General features: G+C 59.8%; 19 protein-coding genes. 10 read left to right on the top strand and 9 right to left on the bottom strand.

Features of this window, described 5'->3' with window-relative positions; all coding sequences use genetic code 11:
• The first annotated feature begins 256 nt into the window (after nt 1-256).
• On the top strand, nt 257-472 hold the full coding sequence (gene rmf / locus PMI37_RS31005) for a ribosome modulation factor (RefSeq protein WP_003223300.1): 216 nt from the start codon (nt 257-259) through the stop codon (nt 470-472).
• A 236-nt stretch (nt 473-708) separates the two neighbouring features.
• On the opposite strand, the gene PMI37_RS00135 is transcribed toward rmf, so the two are convergent.
• Nucleotides 709-1,731: a quinone-dependent dihydroorotate dehydrogenase gene (locus tag PMI37_RS00135; RefSeq protein WP_008076847.1), complete on the bottom strand. Its 1,023-nt coding sequence runs from the start codon at nt 1,729-1,731 to the stop codon at nt 709-711.
• Nucleotides 1,732-1,955: 224 nt separating this feature from the next.
• Here PMI37_RS00135 and PMI37_RS00130 point away from each other — a divergent pair, with 224 nt between their 5' ends.
• The 8 genes from PMI37_RS00130 (at nt 1,956) to cobA (ending at nt 13,606) form a co-directional block, all read left to right on the top strand.
• Complete coding sequence (locus tag PMI37_RS00130) at nt 1,956-3,167, top strand: CmpA/NrtA family ABC transporter substrate-binding protein (protein ID WP_008076845.1); 1,212 nt, start codon at nt 1,956-1,958, stop codon at nt 3,165-3,167.
• 15 nt (nt 3,168-3,182) lie between these two features.
• Nucleotides 3,183-3,758: an ANTAR domain-containing response regulator gene (locus PMI37_RS00125; protein WP_007916390.1), complete on the top strand. Its 576-nt coding sequence runs from the start codon at nt 3,183-3,185 to the stop codon at nt 3,756-3,758.
• Between the two features lie 338 nt (nt 3,759-4,096).
• Nucleotides 4,097-5,308 (top strand): nitrate/nitrite transporter, encoded by a 1,212-nt coding sequence (locus tag PMI37_RS00120; RefSeq protein WP_008076843.1) that lies wholly within the window; start codon nt 4,097-4,099, stop codon nt 5,306-5,308.
• Between the two features lie 7 nt (nt 5,309-5,315).
• Nucleotides 5,316-6,977: a bifunctional protein-serine/threonine kinase/phosphatase gene (locus PMI37_RS00115; RefSeq protein WP_008076841.1), complete on the top strand. Its 1,662-nt coding sequence runs from the start codon at nt 5,316-5,318 to the stop codon at nt 6,975-6,977.
• A 378-nt stretch (nt 6,978-7,355) separates the two neighbouring features.
• A complete protein-coding gene (gene nirB, locus PMI37_RS00110; RefSeq protein WP_008076839.1) occupies nt 7,356-9,809 on the top strand; it encodes a nitrite reductase large subunit NirB in 2,454 nt (817 codons plus the stop codon).
• Nucleotides 9,806-10,123: a nitrite reductase small subunit NirD gene (gene nirD, locus PMI37_RS00105; RefSeq protein WP_008076837.1), complete on the top strand. Its 318-nt coding sequence runs from the start codon at nt 9,806-9,808 to the stop codon at nt 10,121-10,123. Before nirB ends, nirD begins: the two co-directional genes overlap by 4 nt.
• The gene (locus PMI37_RS00100; RefSeq protein WP_008076836.1) at nt 10,123-12,837 is read left to right on the top strand and encodes a nitrate reductase; all 2,715 of its coding nucleotides are present in this window, start codon (nt 10,123-10,125) and stop codon (nt 12,835-12,837) included. Before nirD ends, PMI37_RS00100 begins: the two co-directional genes overlap by 1 nt.
• Before the next feature lie 13 nt (nt 12,838-12,850).
• On the top strand, nt 12,851-13,606 hold the full coding sequence (gene cobA / locus PMI37_RS00095) for a uroporphyrinogen-III C-methyltransferase (protein WP_008076834.1): 756 nt from the start codon (nt 12,851-12,853) through the stop codon (nt 13,604-13,606).
• A gap of 97 nt (nt 13,607-13,703) precedes the next feature.
• Here the strand turns inward: cobA and PMI37_RS00090 are convergent, their stop codons facing one another.
• The 8 genes from PMI37_RS00090 to ppsA all read right to left on the bottom strand — a co-directional run bounded on the left by PMI37_RS00090 (nt 13,704) and on the right by ppsA (nt 21,950).
• Nucleotides 13,704-14,738: an OmpA family protein gene (locus PMI37_RS00090; RefSeq protein WP_008076832.1), complete on the bottom strand. Its 1,035-nt coding sequence runs from the start codon at nt 14,736-14,738 to the stop codon at nt 13,704-13,706.
• A 107-nt stretch (nt 14,739-14,845) separates the two neighbouring features.
• Nucleotides 14,846-15,436, bottom strand: a complete 591-nt coding sequence (gene sigX / locus PMI37_RS00085; protein ID WP_045122877.1) for an RNA polymerase sigma factor SigX — start codon at nt 15,434-15,436, stop codon at nt 14,846-14,848.
• Between the two features lie 90 nt (nt 15,437-15,526).
• Nucleotides 15,527-16,351, bottom strand: a complete 825-nt coding sequence (locus PMI37_RS00080) for a mechanosensitive ion channel family protein (protein ID WP_007916401.1) — start codon at nt 16,349-16,351, stop codon at nt 15,527-15,529.
• 2 nt (nt 16,352-16,353) lie between these two features.
• Nucleotides 16,354-16,602 (bottom strand): hypothetical protein, encoded by a 249-nt coding sequence (locus PMI37_RS00075; RefSeq protein ID WP_008076827.1) that lies wholly within the window; start codon nt 16,600-16,602, stop codon nt 16,354-16,356.
• A gap of 63 nt (nt 16,603-16,665) precedes the next feature.
• Nucleotides 16,666-17,661: a zinc transporter ZntB gene (locus PMI37_RS00070; protein ID WP_008076826.1), complete on the bottom strand. Its 996-nt coding sequence runs from the start codon at nt 17,659-17,661 to the stop codon at nt 16,666-16,668.
• 21 nt (nt 17,662-17,682) lie between these two features.
• A complete protein-coding gene (rraA, locus tag PMI37_RS00065) occupies nt 17,683-18,174 on the bottom strand; it encodes a ribonuclease E activity regulator RraA (protein WP_008076825.1) in 492 nt (163 codons plus the stop codon).
• Between the two features lie 226 nt (nt 18,175-18,400).
• Nucleotides 18,401-19,390, bottom strand: a complete 990-nt coding sequence (locus PMI37_RS00060; RefSeq protein ID WP_008076824.1) for an alpha/beta fold hydrolase — start codon at nt 19,388-19,390, stop codon at nt 18,401-18,403.
• A 184-nt stretch (nt 19,391-19,574) separates the two neighbouring features.
• Nucleotides 19,575-21,950: a phosphoenolpyruvate synthase gene (gene ppsA / locus PMI37_RS00055; protein ID WP_008076823.1), complete on the bottom strand. Its 2,376-nt coding sequence runs from the start codon at nt 21,948-21,950 to the stop codon at nt 19,575-19,577.
• A 174-nt stretch (nt 21,951-22,124) separates the two neighbouring features.
• Here ppsA and ppsR point away from each other — a divergent pair, with 174 nt between their 5' ends.
• Nucleotides 22,125-22,943, top strand: coding sequence for a posphoenolpyruvate synthetase regulatory kinase/phosphorylase PpsR (gene ppsR / locus PMI37_RS00050; RefSeq protein WP_008076822.1), 819 nt, complete (start codon nt 22,125-22,127; stop codon nt 22,941-22,943).
• Nucleotides 22,944-22,970: the final 27 nt, after the last annotated feature.

Genomic DNA, 22,970 nt, shown 5'->3' with positions numbered 1-22,970 from the left:
GGGTTTGGCTAATAAACATTGAATAAATACGCGGTTACTTATCGCTATAGCACCCTTTTTGTTACGTGCTTATGACAAAACGGTCATTCCATCGCTGTGACTCATTGGTTAGAACTGACCACAGGTTGACGTCGCAACGGCGTCAACACCTTGGCTCGCCACGCCGGCAGCGAGCCGCACCACGGCAGGTTTTTTCTGCCAGACCTCGATTGAGGTCAACGCGACACAAACAGTCAACAAGTGAGGGAAACACCCTATGAGAAGACTTAAGCGTGATCCGTTGGAAAGAGCATTTTTGCGCGGATATCAATATGGCGTTGGTGGCAAATCCCGTGAGCTTTGCCCATTTACTCTACCGTCGGTACGTCAAGCCTGGATTAACGGCTGGCGAGAAGGACGCGGCGACAACTGGGACGGTATGACCGGCACTGCGGGAATCCACAGACTCAACGAACTTCACGCCGTCGGCTGACACAGGGCATTAATTCCGACACGACAATCTGAATTTGTAACGACTTACCATGCACGTCCTTCCCGGACGGCGGGCTACGGCCCAGGGGCTCCTTCGAGGAGCCCTTTTTTATGCCCGAGAACTGATGCACATCTCATGTAGGAGCTGCCGCAGGCTGCGATCTTTTGATCCTGTTTTTTAAAATCAAAATCAAGATCAAAAGATCGCAGCCTTCGGCAGCTCCTACATTGACCGGGTTATTTGCGCAGGGCGGCGATGGCGTCTACCGATTCGCGGATCAGCGCCGGGCCTTTGTAGATGAAGCCGGAGTAGATCTGCACCAGGCTCGCACCAGCGAGAATCTTCTCGGCCGCATGCTTGCCTTCAGTGATGCCACCCGCAGCAATGATTGGCAAACGCCCGGCCAGTTCACCCGCCAGCACCTTCACGGTATTCGTGCTCTTCTCACGCACCGGCGCGCCGGACAAGCCGCCCGCCTCGTCGCCATGCTCCATGCCTTCAACGCCGACACGGCTCAGGGTGGTGTTGGTCGCGATCACCGCGTCCATGCCGGTTTCGATCAGCGCCTGCGCGACCTGCGCGGTTTCTTCATCGGTCATGTCCGGGGCGATCTTGATCGCCAGCGGCACATGTTTGCCATGACGCAACGCCAGTTCGGCGCGGCGCGTGGCCAGATCGGCCAACAATTGCTTGAGCGAATCACCGAACTGCAGGCTGCGCAGGCCCGGGGTGTTCGGCGAGCTGACGTTGACCGTCACGTAGCTGGCGTGGGCATACACCTTGTCCAGGCAGATCAGGTAGTCGTCGACCGCACGCTCGACCGGCGTGTCGAAGTTCTTGCCAATGTTGATGCCCAGCACGCCTGTGTATTTCGCCGCAGCGACCCGCGCCAGCAGATTATCGACACCGAGGTTGTTGAAACCCATGCGGTTGATGATCGCCTCGGCTGCCGGCAAGCGGAAAATCCGCGGTTTCGGGTTGCCCGGTTGCGGACGCGGGGTCACGGTGCCGATTTCGACAAAACCGAAACCCAACTGCGCGAAGCCGTCGATGGCCGCGCCATTCTTGTCCAGACCCGCCGCCAGACCCACCGGGTTAGGAAACTCGAGGCCCATGACCGTCACCGGCACGTTCGCCGGCGCCTTGCACAGCAAACCGTTGAGGCCCAAACGCCCACCCGCGCCGATCAGATCCAGCGACAGATCGTGGGAGGTTTCCGGGGAAAGTTTGAACAACAGCTGACGGGCCAGGGTGTACATGGGCGGCGATGACTCGGGCGGCGAAAAGAGGCGGCGATTATAGCCGGGCATCGGCCTGCGGCGCGAGGCGCACGCGCAAATCGCTGTCACTGGCATATGCCTTGCACCCTTCCCTGCTATCAGCTCGCAAACCAATGGCGGCAAGTGGGCAAGGACAATGGCGTCGTCCGCGGTTTTTGCCTTTGCGAAGACCGCGACGGCGTTTTTTTTCGAGGTGGCTTTATATGAACGAACCTTCGGCAGGGCCGCTGGCCTGGGTCAATGGCAGCGATGCCCCGGAAAAAAGCGCAATCAACCTCGGTTTCATGGCCCTGAGTGATTGCGCCTCGGTGGTGGTGGCTGCCACGCAAGGCTTCGCCCAACCGTACGGACTGACGCTGAACCTCAAACGTCAGACTTCCTGGGCCAATCTGCGCGACAAACTGGTCAGCGGCGAACTCGACGCCGCCCACAGCCTTTACGGGCTGATTTACGCCGTGCACTTGGGCATCGGCGGCGTCGCCCCGACCGACATGGCAGTGCTGATGGGCCTGAACCAGAACGGGCAAAGCCTCAACCTGTCACACGGCCTGCAACGTCTGGGCGTGAGCAGTCCTGAAGCGCTGGATCGCCACGTGCACCAAAGCCGCGCAAAACTCACCTTCGCCCAGACGTTTCCCACCGGCACCCACGCGATGTGGCTGTATTACTGGCTGGCGAGTCAGGGCATTCATCCATTGCAGGATGTCGACAGCGTGGTCGTGCCACCGCCGCAAATGGTCGCGCACCTGCAAGCCGGGCGCATTGACGGCTTTTGTGTCGGCGAGCCGTGGGCAGCCAGCGCCGTGCAGCAGGATCTGGGTTTCACCCTCGCCACCAGCCAGACCATCTGGCCCGATCACCCGGAAAAAGTCCTCGGCTGTACCCGCGAATTTGTCGAGCAGTACCCCAACACCGCACGGGCGCTGGTGATGGCGATCCTTGAAGCCAGCCGCTTTATTGAAGAGAGCCCGGAAAATCGTCGCAGCACCGCGCACCTGCTCAGCGCACCGGAATACCTCGACGCGCCGGTGGCCTGCATCGAACCGCGCTTTCTCGGCGACTATGCCGATGGCCTCGGCAATCGCTGGCAAGACCCGCACGCCCTGCGCTTTCACGGCAAAGGCGAGGTCAATTTGCCGTACTTGTCCGACGGCATGTGGTTCATGACCCAGTTCCGCCGCTGGGGTTTGCTGCGCGAAGACCCGGATTATCTCGCCGTCGCCCGCCAGGTTCAGCAACTCGAGCTCTATCGCGAAGCGGCCACCGCCGTCGGCGTAGCGGCGTGGGGCACGGACATGCGCAGCAGCCAGTTGCTCGACGGCAAGATCTGGGACGGCAGCGACCCGGCCGCTTATGCGCGCAGTTTCAAGCTGCACGCGATGAGCGACGACGTCGCCCTTCTCGCCCGCCGCTGACAGGAGATCGCGAACATGTTGCGCATTCTGCTGATCAACGACACGGCAAAAAAAGTCGGACGCCTGAAAGCGGCGCTGACCGAAGCCGGTTTTGAGGTCATCGACGAATCCGGCCTGACCATCGACCTGCCCGCGCGCGTCGAAACGGTGCGCCCGGACGTCATCCTGATCGATACCGAGTCACCGAGCCGCGATGTCATGGAGCAAGTGGTGCTGGTCAGCCGCGACCAGCCCCGGCCGATCGTGATGTTTACCGACGAACATGATCCGGGGGTGATGCGTCAGGCGATCAAGTCCGGGGTCAGTGCCTACATTGTCGAGGGCATTCACGCCCAGCGTCTGCAGCCGATTCTGGATGTGGCGATGGCGCGCTTCGAGAGTGATCAGGCGCTGCGTGCGCAGTTGCAGGCACGGGATCAGCAACTGGCTGAGCGCAAGCGCATCGAGCTGGCCAAGGGCTTGTTGATGAAGATGAAGGACTGCAATGAGGAAGAGGCGTACACCCTGATGCGGCGCCAGGCGATGAGCAGGCAGCAGAAGCTGATTCAAGTGGCGGAGCAGATTATTGCGATGAGTGAGTTGCTCGGCTGAGGTTTTGCTGGGCCTGCACGGACCTCATCGCTGGCAAGCCAGCTCCCACAGGATTTGTGAACACCACAGAACCTGTGGGAGCTGGCTTGCCAGCGATTGGCCGCACCTCGGTCTCAACCTGTTGGCACAAATCTCGCTATGTAAACCCCACAGGTAACCAACGGCGGTTGCCCCACCTACGACAAAGACGTCGCTCACCCGTTCGCCCCAACCGGCGCATCAGGTAGCGGCGTTTTTGCGTTTTGGCCCCACAGCCCGGGGCCGGTGGTGCGGCCGTGGTGGCGCCCCACTTGCTGTTGCATGACTCCTTTCGAGACTCTTTTCAGCTGAGGTGCGCGATGAATTCAAGCTTCTGGAAATCCGGCCACACCCCGACATTGTTCGCGGCCTTCCTCTACTTCGACCTGAGCTTCATGGTCTGGTACCTGCTCGGCCCGCTGGCGGTGCAGATCGCCGCCGACCTGCACCTGACCACACAACAGCGTGGCCTCGTCGTCGCTACGCCGATCCTCGCCGGTGCGGTACTGCGCTTCATCATGGGCATGCTCGCCGATCGACTGTCGCCAAAAACCGCCGGTCTGATCGGCCAGGTCATCGTGATTTGCGCTTTGTTCGGTGCCTGGAAAATCGGCATCCACAGCTATGAACAGGCGCTGATCCTCGGTCTGTTCCTCGGCATGGCCGGCGCGTCTTTCGCTGTGGCCCTGCCGCTGGCCTCGCAATGGTATCCGCCGCAGCATCAGGGCAAAGCCATGGGCATCGCCGGCGCGGGCAACTCCGGCACTGTGTTCGCCGCGCTGCTGGCGCCTGTGCTCGCCGCAGCGTTCGGCTGGAGCAATGTTTTCGGCTTCGCGTTGATTCCGTTGATCCTGACGTTGGTGCTGTTTGCCTGGCTGGCGAAAAACGCGCCTGAGCGGCCGAAAGCCAAAGCCATGGCCGACTACTTCAAAGCTTTGGGCGACCGTGACAGTTGGTGGTTCATGTTTTTCTACAGTGTGACCTTCGGCGGTTTCATCGGCCTGGCCAGCGCCCTGCCCGGCTACTTCAACGATCAATACGGTTTGAGCCCGGTGACCGCCGGTTACTACACCGCTGCCTGCGTGTTCGGTGGCAGTTTGATGCGGCCGTTGGGCGGCGCGCTGGCGGATCGTTTCGGCGGCATTCGCACGTTGCTGGCGATGTACACCGTCGCGGCCATCTGCATCGCGGCCGTCGGTTTCAACCTGCCAAGTTCCTACGCCGCACTGGCGCTTTTCGTCTGCACCATGCTCGGCTTGGGCGCGGGCAACGGCGCGGTGTTCCAACTGGTGCCACAGCGTTTTCGTCTGGAGATCGGCGTGATGACCGGACTGATCGGCATGGCCGGCGGCATCGGCGGTTTTGCCTTGGCGGCGGGCATGGGCGCAATCAAACAGAGTACCGGCAGTTATCAACTGGCCCTGTGGTTGTTCGCCAGCCTTGGCGTGCTGGCATGGTTTGGCCTGCACGGCGTCAAGCGTCGCTGGAGAACCACCTGGGGCTCGGCGGCAGTGACAGCGGCGCGGGTCTGAGGCGTCGATGGCCCTGCAACTGAGTTTTGCCGAAGCCAGCGCCACCGGTCCGCGCGCGGAGAATCAGGACGCCCTGCGCGCGGTCACTCCGGCCCCGGCGCTGGCGGCGAGCAAGGGCTTTCTGTTCGCCATCGCCGACGGCGTCAGCCAGTGCGCCGATGGCGGGCTCGCCGCGCGTTCGACCTTGCAGGCGTTGGCGCTCGACTATTACGCCACCCCGGAAACCTGGAGCGTGGCGCAGGCGCTGGATCGCCTGCTGCTCGCGCAGAATCGCTGGTTGCAAGCCAATGGTGGTGGGCAACCGCTGCTCACCACGGTCAGCGCTTTGGTCATGCGTGGTCGGCGCTTTACCTTGGCCCACGTAGGAGATTGCCGGGTGTATCGCTGGCACGCCGAGCGCTTGCAGCGGATCAGCGAAGACCACGTCTGGGATCAGCCGGGCATGCAGCATGTGCTCAAGCGTGCACTGGGGCTGGATCAGCATCTGGTGCTGGATTTTCTCGACGGTGAACTGCGTGATGGCGAAAGCTTTGTGCTGCTCAGTGACGGCGTCTGGTCGATGCTGGGTGATACCGCGATTGCCGCGATTTTGCGTGATCAGCCGGATCTGCACAGTGCGGCGCAAACATTGGTCAACGCCGCACATTTGGCCGGCAGCCAGGACAACGCCAGCGCTTTGCTGGTGCGGGTTGATGCGGTCGGCGAGGCGAACATCGGCGATGCGCTGATGCATTTGCAGCAATGGCCTCTGCCGCCAGCGCTGAAACCCGGTCAATCATTCGAAGGCTGGCAGGTGCAGGGAATTGTCGCCCAGAGCCAGCAATCGCTGCTCTATCGGGTGTTTGATGAACAAGGTCAGACGTGGCTTCTGAAAACCCTGCCCACGCGTTCCGGCGATGATGCCTGCGCCGGGCAAGCGTTGCTGTCCGAGGAATGGTTTCTCAAACGCGTAGCCGGGCGGCATTTCCCTGAAGTCCACCCGTGCAGTCAGCGTCAGCATTTGTACTACGTGATGCGGGAATATTCCGGACGGACTCTGGCACAGCTCGAGCTTTTGCCCTTGGCGCATTGGCAAGACATCGCCGAACGCCTGCTGCGTGCGGTCGGCCTGTTACATCGGCGGCAGATTCTGCATCGGGATATCAAACCGGAGAATCTGCATTGGGGTGACGACGGTGAATTGCGCCTGCTGGATTTTGGCCTGGCGTATTGCCCGGGATTGTCCGAAGACGCGCCGTCGACGCTACCCGGAACCCCGAGCTATATCGCCCCGGAAGCGTTTCGCGGTGATCCGCCGAGTGCGCAGCAGGATTTGTATGCGGTCGGTGTGACCCTGTATTTCCTGCTTACCGGGCATTTCCCCTATGGCGAGATCGAAGCGTTTCAGCGGCCGCGCTTTGGTCTGCCGGTGAGCGCCAGTCGCTATCGGCCTGATCTGCCGGAATGGCTGGCGCAGAGTCTGGAGCGTGGGGTGGCGGCTGATCCGCAACAACGGTTTGAAACGGCTGAAGAATGGTTGTTGGTGTTGGAACAGGGTGAGCGGCGGAGTTTGAGCGTCCGACCCAGACCATTATTGGAGCGTGAACCGTTGAAGGTCTGGCGGACGATGGCGTTGCTGGCCTTGCTCGGGAATCTGCTGCTGCTGGTGTTGTTGTTTCATCAGCGCTGAAAAGATCGCAGCCTTCGGCAGCTCCTACAGTTGATTGCGTACACCTGTAGGAGCTGCCGAAGGCTGCGATCTTTTGATCCCGCGCTCCAAAAAAGCGCAACACGCCTCCAGAGAGTGCAGCGAGACATCTCCAATCGAGTCACCAGCCCAGCAATTACAGCGCCATAGCTAGTTGGCACAACCACTGCATTACCCCACTCAACACACACATAAAGCCCAACCTTCAACGACGAAGGCTGCGCTTCCCGAGAGAACGGGACCAGGACAAAGGCGTCCTCGCTAGGCAACTAGCGGGACGCCTTTTTTTGTTTGCGTAAAATTTCTCGAGCAAGGCCTGAATGCCCACAAGAGGCCAGCCGTCGCTCCCCGGAGAACCTGATGAAAAAACTCAAACTGGTGATGATCGGCAATGGCATGGCCGGGGTCCGCACCCTCGAAGAACTGCTCAAACTGAGCAACGAGCTGTACGACATCACCGTCTTCGGCGCCGAACCGCACACCAACTACAACCGCATCCTGCTCTCGCCGGTGCTGGCCGGTGAGCAAACCTTCGAAGAGATCGTCCTCAACGACCTCGACTGGTACCTGGAAAACCACATCAAGTTGCTGCTCAACCGTAAAGTGGTGGAAATCGACCGGGTCAAACGTCGGGTGATCGCCGAGGACGGCACCGAAGCCGAATACGATCGCCTGCTGATCGCCACCGGTTCGACGCCGTTTATCCTGCCAATCCCCGGCAACACCCTGCACGGCGTGATCGGTTACCGCGACATCGCCGACACCCAGGCGATGATCGACACCGCCAAGACCCACAAGCACGCGGTGGTCATCGGCGGCGGCCTGCTCGGTCTCGAAGCCGCCAACGGCTTGATGCTGCGCGGCATGCACGTCACCGTCGTGCACATCGGCGAGTGGTTGCTGGAACGGCAACTGGATAAAACCAGCGGTCAACTGCTGCAAAGCGCCCTCGAATCCCGGGGCCTGCACTTCCGCCTGTGCGAACAGACTCAGGCGCTGCACGACGCCGGCAATGGCCGGGTCGGCTCGGTGCAATTCAAGAACGGCGACATCATCCCCGCCGATCTGGTGGTGATGGCCGCCGGCATTCGCCCCAACACCGAACTCGCGGAAAAGGCCGGCATCCCGTGCAATCGCGGGATTCTGGTCAATGACACCCTGCAAACCTACGATCCGCGCATCTACGCCATCGGCGAGTGCGCCAGCCATCGCGGCATTGCCTACGGTCTCGTCGCGCCGCTGTTCGAACAGGCCAAGGTCTGCGCTAACCATCTCGCACAATTGGGTTTCGCCCGTTATCAGGGCTCGGTGACGTCGACCAAACTCAAAGTCACTGGCATCGACCTGTTTTCCGCTGGCGACTTCATGGGCGGCGAAGGCACGGAAACCATCACCCTCTCCGACCCGATCGGCGGCGTGTACAAAAAACTGGTGATCAAGGATGACGTGCTGGTCGGCGCCTGTCTGTACGGGGATACGGCAGATGGCGGTTGGTATTTCCGACAGATTCGTGAGAATCACGCCATCGGCGAGATCCGCGATCACCTGATGTTTGGCGAAAATGCTTTGGGCGACGTAGGACATCAGGGCCAGGACAAAGCCATGGTCATGGCCGACACTGCCGAAGTCTGCGGCTGCAACGGCGTGTGCAAGGGCACCATCGTCAAAGCGATTCAGGAACACGGCCTGTTCAGCGTCGATGAGGTGAAGAAACACACCAAGGCTGCCAGCTCCTGCGGCTCCTGTGCCGGCCTGGTCGAGCAGATCCTGATCAACACCGTGGGTGGCGCAGCCGACGTCAAACCGAAAAGCGAAAAAGCCATCTGCGGGTGCAGCGACCTCAACCACGGACAGATCCGCCAGGCGATTCGCGAGCAACACCTGCTGACCATCGCTGGCACCCTGAGTTACCTCAATTGGCGCACGCCGAACGGCTGCGCAACGTGCCGCCCGGCCCTCAACTATTACCTGATTTCCACCTGGCCCGGCGAAGCCAAGGACGACCCGCAATCGCGCCTGATCAACGAACGCGCCCACGCCAACATTCAGAAGGACGGCACCTATTCGGTGGTGCCACGGATGTGGGGCGGCGTGACCAACCCTTCGGAACTGCGGCGGATTGCCGACGTGGCCGACAAGTACAACGTGCCCATGGTCAAGGTCACCGGCGGCCAGCGTATCGATTTGCTCGGCATCAAGAAGCAGGATTTGCCCGGCGTCTGGAAAGACCTCGACATGCCGTCCGGCCACGCTTACGGCAAATCCATCCGCACGGTGAAAACCTGCGTCGGCAGCGAGTTCTGCCGCTTCGGCACGCAAAACTCGACGCAACTGGGCATCGAGCTGGAACACGACCTGTTCAACATGTGGTCGCCGCACAAAGTGAAACTCGCTGTTTCCGGATGCCCCCGCAACTGCTCGGAAGCGGGCATCAAAGACGTAGGAATCATCGGCGTCGATTCCGGTTGGGAGATGTACATCGGCGGCAACGGCGGGATCAAAACCGAAGTTGCCGAATTCTTCGTCAAGCTGAAAACCGCCGAGGAAGTCCGCGAATACAACGGCGCCTTCCTGCAGCTGTATCGCGAAGAAGCCTTCTACCTCGAACGCACCGTGCACTACCTGCAACGGGTCGGCATGGAGCACATCAAGAAAGCCGTGCTGGAAGACCCGGAGCGTCGCAAGGCCCTGAACGAGCGTCTGCAATTCTCCCTGTCATTGGAACAGGATCCGTGGAAAGAACGCCTGGCGCAGCCGCAACTGAAGAAAGAATTTGACGTGATCCCGGTGAAAAATCTGGAGGTGCCGGTATGAACTGGCTCGATATCTGTGCTCTCGAAGAGATCAACGCCCTCGGCTCGCGGATCATTGCCGGGCCGAAAGGTGACATCGCGATTTTTCGTACAAGCGACGATGAGGTTTTCGCCCTCGATGACCGCTGCCCGCACAAGGGCGGGCCGTTATCGCAAGGCCTGATCTACGGCAAACGCGTCGCTTGCCCGCTGCACAACTGGCAGATCGACCTGCAATCCGGTGAAGCCCAGGCGCCGGACATCGGTTGCGCGCACCATCACCCGGCGCGGGTCGAAAACGGTCGGGTGCAGTTGGCTCTGCGGGACGCCATCTGATGAACCGCCAGACGACCGCCTCGACCTGCTGTTATTGCGGGGTCGGCTGCGGCGTGCTGATCGAGCATGACGGCGAGCGCATCCTCGGCGTCAGCGGCGATCCGGCGCATCCGGCCAACTTCGGCAAACTGTGCAGCAAAGGCTCGACCCTGCACCTGACCGGCGACCTCGCGGCCCGGGCGCTGCACCCGGAACTGCGTCTGGGCAAAGGACTGGCACGTAGCCGCACCGATTGGGACACGGCGCTGGAGCACGCCGTTAACGTGTTCGCCGAGACCATCAGCGAGCACGGCCCGGACAGCGTGGCGTTCTACATTTCCGGGCAACTGTTGACCGAGGACTACTACGCCTTCAACAAACTCGCGCGGGCCCTGGTCGGCACCAACAACATCGACAGCAATTCACGCCTGTGCATGTCGTCGGCGGTGGTCGGCTACAAGCGCAGCCTCGGTGCCGACGCACCGCCGTGCAGCTATGAGGATCTGGAGCTCAGCGATTGCGTGATGATCGTCGGCAGTAACATGGCCTACGCCCACCCGGTACTTTTCCGTCGACTGGAGGAGGCAAAGTCCCGCCGCCCGCAGATGAAAGTCATCGTCATTGATCCACGGCGCACCGACACTTGCGACCTCGCCGATCTGCACCTGGCGATTCTGCCCGGCACCGATGTCGCTTTGTTCCATGGGATTTTGCATCTGTTGCTGTGGGAAGACTGGATCGACCGCGACTTTATCAAGGCGCACACCGAAGGCCTCGCCGAACTGAAGAACCTGGTGCGCGACTACACCCCGCAAATGGTTTCGCAACTGTGCGGGATCAGCGTCGAGCAATTGCAGCAGTGCGCTGAATGGGTTGGCACGTCGCCGAGCTTCCTCTCGCTGTGGTGCATGGGTTTGAACCAGTCCACCGCCGGCAGCGCGAAGAACAGTGCGTTGATCAACCTTCACCTGGCCACCGGGCAAATTGGTCGTCCGGGTGCAGGACCTTTCTCGCTCACCGGTCAGCCGAATGCCATGGGCGGGCGAGAAACCGGCAGTTTGTCGAATCTGTTGCCCGGCCATCGTGACGCGGCCAACCCAGAACACCGCGCGCAAGTGGCGGCTTATTGGGGGGTTGATCGGCTGCCGGAAAACACCGGCCTCAGCGCCATCGAACTGTTCGAGCAGGTGCGCGGCGGCAAGATCAAGGCGCTGTGGATAGCCTGCACCAACCCTGCGCAATCGATGCCGGATCAACATTCGGTGCGAGCAGCGCTGGAGGCTTGCCCGTTTGTGGTTCTGCAAGAAGCCTTTCGCACCACCGAAACGGCTGCGTTTGCCGATCTGCTGCTGCCTGCCGCCAGTTGGGGCGAGAAAGAAGGCTCTGTAACCAACTCCGAGCGGCGCATTTCCCACGTGCGCAAAGCCATTGTCCCACCGGGTGAAGCGCGCCCGGACTGGGCAATCACGGTGGATTTCGCACAGCGGCTGGAGAAACGTCTGCGCCCCTCCGAGTCGAGCCTGTTCGGGTTCGATCAACCTTCGCAGTTGTTCGATGAATTCAAAGGGCTGACACGCGGGCGGGATCTGGATTTGTCCGGGATCAGCCATGCCTTGATCGACGAGATCGGGCCGCAGCAATGGCCCTTCCCCGTCGGTGCCCGGCAAGGAACCACGCGACTCTATGAAGACGGTATTTTTCCTACAGCCAGCGGTCGCGCGCAGTTCATCACCGACCCGTATCGCGCCGCCAAGGAGCAGCGCGATGCGCGCTTTCCGTTGACGTTGATCACCGGGCGTTTGCGCGATCAGTGGCACGGTATGAGCCGTACCGGCACGGCGGCGCAGTTGTTCGGGCATGTCAGTGAAGCGGTACTGAGTCTGCACCCGGATGAATTGCGCCGGCAGCGCTTGCAGCCGGGCGATCTGGTCAACCTGAAAAGTCGGCGCGGCGCGGTAATTGTCGCGGTCGGCAGCGATGATGGTGTACGGCCGGGCCAGGCCTTTCTACCAATGCACTGGGGGGATCGATTTCTCAAAGGTGGGGTAAACAGCCTGACCCTGCCGGCCTGCGATCCGCTGTCGAAACAGCCGGAACTCAAACACAGTGGCGTGCGTCTGGAGCCGGTGAAATTGCCTTGGCAACTGTTCGCACTGATCGAGGGTGATGTTCAACGGCATTTCGAGGCGCTACGACCGCTCTGCGAGGCATTTTCCTACGTAAGTCTCAGCCTTGTCGGACGTGAACGATCGGCATTGCTGATACGCGCAGCCAACGCCGAGGCACCGGATCCACAGTTACTGGGTGAAATCGATCGATGCCTGTCACTGATCGACGGCCCGGTATTGGCTTACGACGACCCGCGTCGGGCCATCGGTAAACGCGTGCGCATTGAAAATGGCCGGATCACGGCGATTCGACTGGCCGGCGAAACCCTCGCGCAGCATTGGCTGCAAAGCCTTTGGCTGGAGGGCCGTGCGGACGAGCAACTGCGGCGCTGGCTGCTGGCGCCAATGAGTGCGCCACCGGGCAGCGTCGGCGGCCAGGTCGCTGCCGACAAGACCCTGTGCAATTGCAACAACGTCGGCCTCAACGCGGTTTGCGCCGGCATTCGCCAAGGTCTGGATTTGCAGGGTTTGAAAAACAATCTGGGCTGCGGCACGCAATGCGGCTCGTGCGTCCCGGAAATAAAGCGCTTGCTGGCTGCCGAGCTGCAGCCGGTCGCCGTCATCTGATGAGGAAAACAACATGAGTGCAAAAGTCTGGCTGGTGGGCGCTGGCCCCGGCGATCCGGAACTGTTGACCCTCAAAGCAGTGCGCGCCCTGCGTGAGGCCGATGTGGTGCTGATCGATGACCTGGTCAACGATGCGGTTCTGGAACACTGCCCTGCCGCGCGCATCATTGCCGTGGGTAAGCGCGGTGGTTGCCGCTCTACGCCGCAGGCGTTCATTCATCGCTTGATGCTGCGTTATGCCCGCCAAGGTAAGTGCGTGGTGCGGCTCAAGGGCGGCGATCCGTGCATTTTCGGCCGTGGCGGTGAAGAGGCGCAGTGGTTGCGTGAACGCGGGGTTGCGGTGGAACTGGTCAACGGCATCACCGCCGGGCTGGCCGGAGCGACGCAGTGTGATATTCCGCTGACACTGCGCGCTGTAGCGCGCGGGGTGACGCTGGTGACGGCGCACACCCAGGACGACAGTCAACTGAACTGGCAGGCCCTGGCGCAAGGCGGCACGACGCTGGTGATCTACATGGGCGTGGCCAAACTGGGCGAGATTCGCGATCAGTTGTTGGCGGGCGGGATGGCGGCGGATACACCGGTGGCGATGATCGAGAATGCATCGTTGCCGGAGCAGCGGGAATGTCGGAGTGATCTGATGGGCATGAGTGATGACGCAGGTGTTTTCGGATTGAGAAGCCCGGCGATTCTGGTGATCGGTGCGGTGGCGGCTGTTGTTGAAGAGCAAAAGATCGCAGCCTGCGGGATGTATGCAGATTTCATGTAGGAGCTGCCGAAGGCTGCGATCTTTTAAAGCTGCAAAGCCAAATCGCAGGCAAAGAAAAGCCCGGCCTAAGCCGGGCTTTTCTCAGAGCGGCAGCTAATTACTTAGCTTGAGCTTCAACCTGCGCTTCTACGCGACGGTTAACAGCACGGCCAGCGTCAGTTTTGTTGTCAGCAACTGGGCGGGATTCGCCGTAGCCAACAGACTGAACGCGGGACGATTCAACACCGTACTGGTTGGTCAGAACTTGCTTAACGGCGTTTGCACGACGCTCAGACAGTTTCTGGTTGTAAGCGTCAGGACCGACGGAGTCAGTGTGACCTTCAACAGTAGTGGTGGTGGATGGGTACTGCTTCATGAAGTCAGCCAGGTTCTTGATGTCGCCGTAGCTGTTGGTTTTAACAACAGACTTGTCGAAATCGAACTTAACGTCCAGCTCAACACGAACAACTTCAGCAACTGCTGGGCAGCCGTCAGCGTCAACAGTTACGTTGGCTGGGGTGTCCGGGCACTTGTCAACGTTGTCGCAAACGCCATCGTTGTCGCTGTCGGAGCAGACTTCAGCTGGTGCTGGAACTGGAGCAGCAGCAGGCTTGGAGCCGCCACCGAAGTTCACACCGATACCGACGCTAGGAGCCCACTCGGTGTCGCCCTGGTCGATGTTGTATTGAGCTTCAACGCCAGCACGGGCGTAGAAGTTGTCGGTGAAGTACAGCTTGGCACCAGCGCCCAGGTTAGCGAAGGTGGAGCGGTTACGACCGTTCGAACCGTTCTGGTCGATGCTCTGGTCGGAGAAACCGGCCGAGACGTATGGACGCACCATGTCGCCTGGGTTGTTGAAGTGGTACAGAGCGTCCAGAGCGGTGTTAGCGCCTTTTACGTTCTTGCCATCATCGGCACGTACGTTGTGAACTTCGTCGTAGCCCAGACGCAGTTCAACGTCGTCGGTCAGGAAGTAACCGATCGAACCGCCGAACAGGTTGCCGTTGTTCTTGAAGTTACGAGCGCTGTCGAATTGTTCTTTCTTTGCGAAGCCTTCGATTTCAACTGCGCCTTGGCCTTGTGCCAGAGCGCCGAACGAAGTGGCGGCAATCAGAGAACCAATGGCCAAGCCCAAGGTGTTTTTCAGTTTCATCCGTTAAATCCCCATCTGGTGATTGTGAAGCAGTCCCGCAAACCGGGGGACAACTCGGCGGCAAGTCTATCAGAACTTGCCTACACGTAAGAGATATTTGCGCTGAACTAAGTTTCAGCAATGCCTGCAAATTTCTCACGCAATTTATCTAGAGCACGTTTGTATCGCATTTTTGTCGCACTCAAACCCATGTGCATGATGTCTGCGATCTCCTGAAATTCCAGCTCTGCGACAAATCGTAGCACCAGAATTTCACGGTCGATCGGGTTCACATACACCAGCCAGCGATCAAGTCCGCCCTTCTCCTCAGGGTTTGGCGTCTTTTCTTCAGACGCTTCCTCAAGGGGGTCAAGACTCAATGCGTCCATCAAGCGACGCTTTCGCCGTTCCTTCCGATACTGCGTAATACATTCGTTGTACGTGATGCTGTATAGCCATGTCTTGAACTTCGATTTCCCCTCGAAGTTCTTCAGGCCATACAGCACCTTCAACATGACTTCCTGACAGACATCGTCTGCGTCGCGATCGTTCCCAAGATATCTCGCACAGACGTTAAATAATGTTCGCTGGTAACGCCGCATCAGTTCTTCATAGGCGCGCGTCACGTGAAACAGCTCGGTATGCGAGCGCGCGACCAACTCCTCATCAGAGAGCTCGCGGGGGTCGTAGCGCGTGGATAGCGTTTGGGCTTTATTCAAAACAAGTCGTGCCGACAGTCAGGTCAATGTCCGCCACAACCAGCATCAGCTGGCATTTTGCGGCGGCATACATTAGCAGGGTTTGCCGGATTAGCGGCTACTCACATGCTGTTCCAGCAGGATCCGATTGGAAAGAGAGACTAGCTCACCCTCATCGGTCAGCAATGTGGTTTTAACCGTGCCGATCTCTTCGATCTGGCCTTCGACCTCGCCAACACGCACTTGTTGCCCAACCTGATACAACTCACGCACATAGATTCCCGCAAGAATCTGACCGGCAATTTCCCGGCTTCCCAAACCCATGGCCAGCGCAACGGCCAGACCAACGGTAATCAAAACAATGACAATCACATGGTTCAGCAGGTCGGTCTTGACCTCAAGCTGACTGATCGCGACCGAGATGCTGATGATGATCACCAGCCCCTGGGCAATGCGTCCCAGCCCCGAAGCGTAGTCCAGGCCTACGCCTTCTGCCGCTCCGCGCACCAGCCCGTTGGCCAATTGTGCGAGCAACACCCCCACCAGCAAAACCAGCGCCGCACCGAATACTTTCGGCAAATAGAGCGCCAACATATCCAGCGTAGCTGAAACTCGCTCAAGTCCAAGGGATTCTGCTGCAGAAACCAGGAAAATCAGAAGAACGAACCAGTAGACGATCTTGCCGATGAGGGTCGAGATCGGTACTTGCAGGCCTGCGCGCGACATCAGCTTGGTCAGCCCGGTGCCGCCCATCAGGCGATCGAGGCCCAGTTTGGCGAGCAGTTTGGACAGCAAGGTATCGAGCAACTTGGCCACGACGAAACCCAACAGCAGCACGACCAGTGCGCCGAACAGGTTCGGGATGAAGTTGGCGACTTTGGTCCACAACGCAGTCATTGCAGTGACGAGGCTCTGAGTCCAGAGATCAAGTTCCATATTCAATCAGCCTTATCAGCAGTGCGAGCAGTAGGTTTACGTAGACGGGAAACCGGCGAGACATGGGCCGATCCGTTATTCAAGGCGATCATCAGCGCGGGCAGCCAGCGGCCCAGCAGGCTGAACAGATCGCCGGCGCCAACCTGGCGGTTGGCGGTTTTGAGCACGCGGCCCAGGCAGGCATCGTCGTCGCGGCTGGACGGCGAAGCGTTGAGCATGTCGCGCAAAGACTGTTCAAACGGATCGTGCATACGCACCTCTCGTGATGTCTGTGAAAGACGCGGGCAGATTTGGTCGGGTCACATGCGCCATGTTCAGACCCAGCGCAAACGACGGAATAACCACCACTGGCCGAAGGCCAGAGCGAGCACCGTCAAGCAGGCGATCAGGAAGCCGTAAGGGCTGCTGGAGAACGGAATTCCGCCAACGTTGATACCCAACAGACCGGTGATGAAACTCATCGGCAAAAAAATGCAGGTGATGATCCCGAAGCGGTACATCGTGCGGTTCATGCGCTCGCTCAAACGCCGGTCTTCGGCCTCCAGCACAAGCCCCACGCGCTCTCGGGTCAATTCGAGTTCTTCCAGATAACGGGTCAGGCTGTTGTTCAATTCGTTCCAGTAATCAGCATCGTCGTCGACGAACCACGGCAGTTTTATCCGCGTCAGCTGGCCGAAAATATCCCGCTGCGGCGCAAGAAATCGCTTCAGTCCGGCGGCCCGGCGACGGATGTGCAAAATGGCGCCGTGCTCGGGGGTATACCGTTCGTCGGCATCCATCTTTTCTTCTTCCTCATCGGCGATTTCCGAGAGGCAAGTGACCAGATCCTGCACCTTGTTGGTGAGGAACTGCGCCAGATAAAGGATGAGTTCGGAGGCGGTTTTCGGGCCGTTGCCGTCCGCCAATTGCACCAGCAATTCATCGGTGGCGCGCAACGGACGCAAACGCAGGGAAATCACGCGCTGGGCGGAAGCAAAAATCCGCACCGAGACCATGTCTTCCGGCTCGGCGCCGGGATTGAGATTGACCCCGCGCAGGAACAGCAGCAGCTCGGAATCGGGCAGCGGCAACAGGCGCGGTCGAGTGTTCTCTTCCAGCAGCAAGTCGCAGGTGAATTCGTTGAGACCGCTGGATTTGCGCAGCCAGGTCTGGGTTTGCGGATGGCTGCGATCCCAATGCAGCCACAGGCTTTCATGCGCCTGCAGTTGCAAATCGTCGAGCTCAGTCCGGGCTATCGAATGCGCACCGCCTCTACCGTCCAGCACCAGGGCATGCACCAGCCCCCATTGCGCGTTTTCTTCCTCGAACATCCGCATCCCTTTGTCGAAAGCTTATTCAGGCATTTGCAGCGGGCTCGGCGAGATGATCACGCCGTTGTTGTCCGCATAAATGTAGTGGCCCGGGTGGAACGTCACACCGGCGAAAGTCACCGGGACGTTGAGGTCGCCGAGGCCGCGTTTTTCGGTTTTCATCGGGTGGCTGGCCAGTGCCTGCACGCCCAGATCGGTTTGCGCAATGACGTCGACGTCACGGATGCAGCCGTAGATCACCAGCCCTTCCCAACCGTTTTTGGCGGCCTTCTCGGCAATCATGTCGCCCAACAGGGCCCGGCGCAGAGAACCGCCGCCATCCACCACCAACACCTTGCCATTGCCCTTGAGGTCGGCCTGCGCCTTGACCAGCGAGTTGTCTTCGAAACATTTGATGGTCACGATTTCGCCGCCGAACGAATCACGGCCGCCGAAATTGCTGAACATCGGTTCCAGCACCTGGACCAGCTCCGGATAGGCGTCGCACAGGTCAGGCGTGAGGTAATGGTTCATCGAAAAACTCCTGTAACAAGGAAGACGATCAAGGATGACGCATTCTGTTGAGACGAGATCCGGCGGTCGCTGTTTACCTTAGTCCATCCCATGGTCGCTGAACGAACCTGAACAAACGCTGAAACGTAATCGCTAAACAGCCACCAAAAATGACCAGAACCGAACAATGCGTCATATCTTAGCCGCAAGCCAATCCGAACGAAACGCCCTTTTCAGCGGCGCGACTTCAGACTGCTGCGGCCAGATCCGGCTTCTCACCCAGCAACGGTGTCTGCTGATCGCTCAACCAGCGCGCCACCAAGGGCCACACTTCAACCTGCGCCGCTTTGCTCACCAGCATTTCAACATGGCCGAAATTGTCGTTGAAGCCCTGATCACGCCCCAGATTGATGAACTGCTTGTGTTCGGCGCCAATCTGTTCGAACAACTTGCGGCAGGCCCAAGTCGGATCCTGATGATCACCCGCCGCGCTCACCGCCAATACCGGCACCTGAACATCGGCCAGACCCGCCCACCAATCCTTGTCCTTGTCGCCAAACCGGCCGAACAAGCCGTACCAGCGCATGCTTTCGATGGCCAGACCGATTGGCTCGTCCTCAGGGCCGCGCTTGAGGCGTGAACCGGACAACTGGGCAAAACGCTTGAGGATAAAGCGACTGCTCCACTCCACCGGCGGGATTTTCAACGGCCAGTAGGTGCGACTGACCTGCGTGCCGAAAAACGCCGCCGAGGCCACGGCCGGCTCGCCAAGGTATTCGCCACCGAGCGCCGCCGCCAAGGTGATGCCGCCCAGCGAATGGCCAATCCAGTGCGGGATCTGCCCGCTCTGCTCACGCACGAACGCGGCAATCGCCGGCAAGTCGTAACGGGCGTAGTCGGCGACACGATTGCGTCGGTATTCCTCGTTGCGCTGCGACAAACCATGGCCGCGCATCTCCGGAATCCATACATCAAAGCCCAACCGCGTCAGGTACGCGCCCAGCCCCAGGCCTTTGGGCGAAAACCAGAAACGCCGATTGGAAAAACTGCCGTGCAGCAAAATCACCGGCACGCCGCGAGGCGCCGAGTCATCAGCCATGCCCAAACGGGTGACGGCGATTTCCACGGACCAGTCAGGGCTGTTGCCGGGTTTCAAACGGTAAACGTCTTCGCTCAAATCGCCGCGCCGCTCGGCGCTGATCAGGGCGACAGGAAATAGGTTGCTGCTGCTTTGCATAATGCTCTTGCACAAAAAAGGGCGGCATCCACAGGAGCCCGCCCTACTTCAATCTCAAAGCCCGCCCCTTGTAGGAGTGAGCCTGCTCGCGATTGCGGTGTATCAGCCGACATTTATGGCGGATGTTATGCCGTCTTCGCGAGCAGGCTCGCTCCTACAGGGGAACGGGCCGTTCACGTATGGATCAAGCCTGCGCCTGGCCTTCGGCGAGGAAGAACCAGGTTTCCAGCACGGAATCCGGGTTCAGCGACACGCTTTCGATGCCCTGCTCCATCAGCCACTTGGCCAGATCCGGGTGATCCGAAGGACCCTGACCGCAGATGCCGATGTACTTGCCGGCCTTGTTGCACGCAGCAATCGCGTTGGCCAACAGCTTCTTGACCGCCGGATTACGCTCATCGAACAGGTGCGCGATGATACCGGAGTCACGGTCCAGGCCCAGGGTCAGCTGAGTCAGGTCGTTGGAACCGATCGAGAAACCGTCGAAGAATTCGAGGAATTCTTCAGCGAGGATCGCGTTGGACGGCAGTTCGCACATCATGATGATGCGCAGACCGTTCTCGCCGCGAGCCAGACCGTTTGCGGCCAGCAGATCGATCACTTGGCTCGCTTCGCCGAGGGTACGGACGAACGGCACCATGATTTCGACGTTGGTCAGGCCCATCTCGTTGCGCACACGTTTCAGCGCGCGGCATTCGAGCTCGAAGCAGTCACGGAACGATTCGCTGATGTAACGCGAAGCGCCACGGAAACCCAGCATCGGGTTTTCTTCTTCCGGCTCGTAGAGCTTGCCGCCGATCAGGTTGGCGTATTCGTTGGACTTGAAGTCCGACAGGCGCACGATGACTTTTTTCGGCGTGAACGCTGCAGCCAGGGTGCTGATGCCTTCCACCAGTTTGTCGACGTAAAAGTCGACCGGGTCGTTGTAACCGGCGATACGCTTGTCGACGCTGTCCTTGATTTCCTGCGGCAGGCCGTCGTAGTTCAACAGCGCTTTCGGGTGGACGCCGATCATGCGGTTGATAATGAATTCCAGACGGGCCAGGCCCACACCGGCGTTCGGCAGTTGCGCGAAGTCGAAGGCGCGGTCCGGGTTGCCGACGTTCATCATGATTTTGAACGGCAGCTCCGGCATGGCATCCACGGAGTTCTTCTTGATGTCGAAGCCCAGTTCGCCTTCGAAGATGTAACCGGTGTCGCCTTCGGCGCACGAAACGGTCACGCCCTGGCCATCCTTCAGCAGTTGGGTGGCGTTGCCGCAACCAACCACTGCCGGGATGCCCAGCTCACGGGCGATGATCGCTGCGTGGCAGGTACGGCCGCCACGGTTGGTGACGATGGCGCTGGCGCGCTTCATCACTGGTTCCCAGTCCGGGTCGGTCATGTCGGAAACCAGTACGTCGCCCGGCTGGACCTTGTCCATCTCGGAGACGTCTTTGATGATGCGCACTTTGCCGGCGCCGATGCGCTGGCCAATCGCGCGACCTTCAACCAGCACGGTGCCGGTTTCTTTCAGCAGGTAACGTTCCATGACGTTGGCCTGGGTGCGGCTTTTCACGGTTTCCGGACGCGCCTGCACGATGTACAGCTTGCCGTCGTCACCGTCCTTGGCCCACTCGATGTCCATCGGGCAGCCATAATGCTTCTCGATGATCATCGCTTGCTTGGCCAGCTCGCTGACTTCAGCGTCGGACAGACAGAAACGCGCGCGATCCGCCTTGTCGACGTCAATGGTCTTGACCGAACGACCGGCCTTGGCCTCGTCGCCGTAGATCATCTTGATCGCTTTGCTGCCCAGGTTGCGACGCAGGATCGCCGGACGACCGGCCTCCAGCGTGCCCTTGTGTACGTAGAATTCGTCCGGGTTGACCGCGCCTTGTACGACGGTTTCGCCCAGGCCGTAGGCGCCGGTGATGAACACCACGTCACGGAAACCGGATTCGGTGTCGAGGGTGAACATCACGCCGGCAGTGCCGGTTTCCGAACGCACCATGCGCTGCACGCCAGCCGACAGGGCGACCAGTTTGTGGTCGAAGCCCTGGTGCACGCGGTAGGAGATCGCACGATCGTTGAACAGCGACGCGAACACCTCTTTGGCGGCGCGGATAACGTTTTCCACACCACGGATGTTCAGGAAGGTTTCCTGCTGACCGGCGAACGAGGCGTCCGGCAAGTCTTCGGCGGTGGCGGAAGAACGCACAGCCACGGCCACATCAGGGTTGCCGGCCGACAGCGCGGCGAACGCGGTGCGGATCTCGGCATTGAGTTTTTCCGGGAATTCGGCGTCCATGATCCATTGACGGATCTGTGCGCCGGTCTTGGCCAGGGCGTTGACGTCGTCGACGTCGAGCGCGTCGAGGGCCTGGTGGATCTGGTCGTTCAAGCCGCTCAGTTCGAGGAAGTCGCGATAGGCCTGGGCGGTGGTGGCAAAGCCGCCAGGGACCGACACACCGGCACCTGCCAGGTTGCTGATCATCTCGCCCAGGGATGCGTTCTTGCCCCCCACATGCTCAACATCGTGTTTGCCGAGCTTATCGAGGGAAACTACGTACTCTACCAAGGTGATCTCTCCACTAACTGTGTTGGAAAAGCTCAGAAACCGGCGGCCCGGGGGAGCCTCGGCCGGTTGTATGGCCTGGACCTGGAAAATAAGTGAGAATGCTGGCCATTGGCGGCCAACAAATCGCGCCTATCATATCCAAGAATCGTCACTAGCTTAAGGCCCAAGGTGCAAATGAAACGATCTGCTTTCTTCATCTCCGATGGCACCGGCATCACAGCCGAAACCCTGGGTCAAAGCCTTCTGGCGCAGTTCGAAAACATTACCTTCAGCAAATTCACGCGACCGTACATCGACAGCGTTGAAAAAGCGCGGGCCATGGTACAACAAATCAACAAAGCCGCCGAAACCGACGGCTTTCGCCCGATCATCTTTGACACCATCGTCAATCAGGACATCCGTGAGATTCTCGCAACGTCCAATGGTTTCATGATCGACATTTTCTCGACCTTCCTCGCCCCGCTGGAGCAGGAATTGACCGAGCATTCGTCCTACACCGTCGGCAAGTCCCATTCGATCGGGCACAACTCCAATTACATGGAGCGCATCGAGGCGGTGAATTTCGCCCTCGACAACGACGACGGTGCGCGCACGCACTATTACGACAAAGCCGACCTGATACTAGTGGGCGTGTCGCGCTGCGGTAAGACACCGACGTGTCTGTACATGGCCATGCAGTTCGGCATCCGCGCAGCCAACTATCCGCTGACTGAAGATGACATGGAGCGCCTGACCCTGCCGGCCGCTCTGCGCGCGCACCAGCACAAACTGTTCGGCCTGACCATCGACCCGGACCGCCTTACCGCGATCCGCAATGAGCGCAAGCCCAACAGCCGCTATTCGAGCTACGCCCAGTGCGAATTTGAAGTGCGCGAGGTGGAGAACCTGTTCCGCCGCGAGAACATCCCCAATATCAATTCCACGCATTTTTCCGTGGAAGAGATTTCGGCGAAAATTCTGGTGGAGAAAGGCGTGGAGCGGCGATTCAAATAATCCCTGCAAACCTCCTGTAGGAGCTGC

Origin of the sequence: Pseudomonas sp. GM80 (assembly GCF_000282515.1) — a bacterium.
Taxonomy (GTDB): Bacteria; Pseudomonadota; Gammaproteobacteria; order Pseudomonadales; family Pseudomonadaceae; genus Aquipseudomonas.
This window is presented reverse-complemented; position numbering and strand designations above follow the sequence as displayed.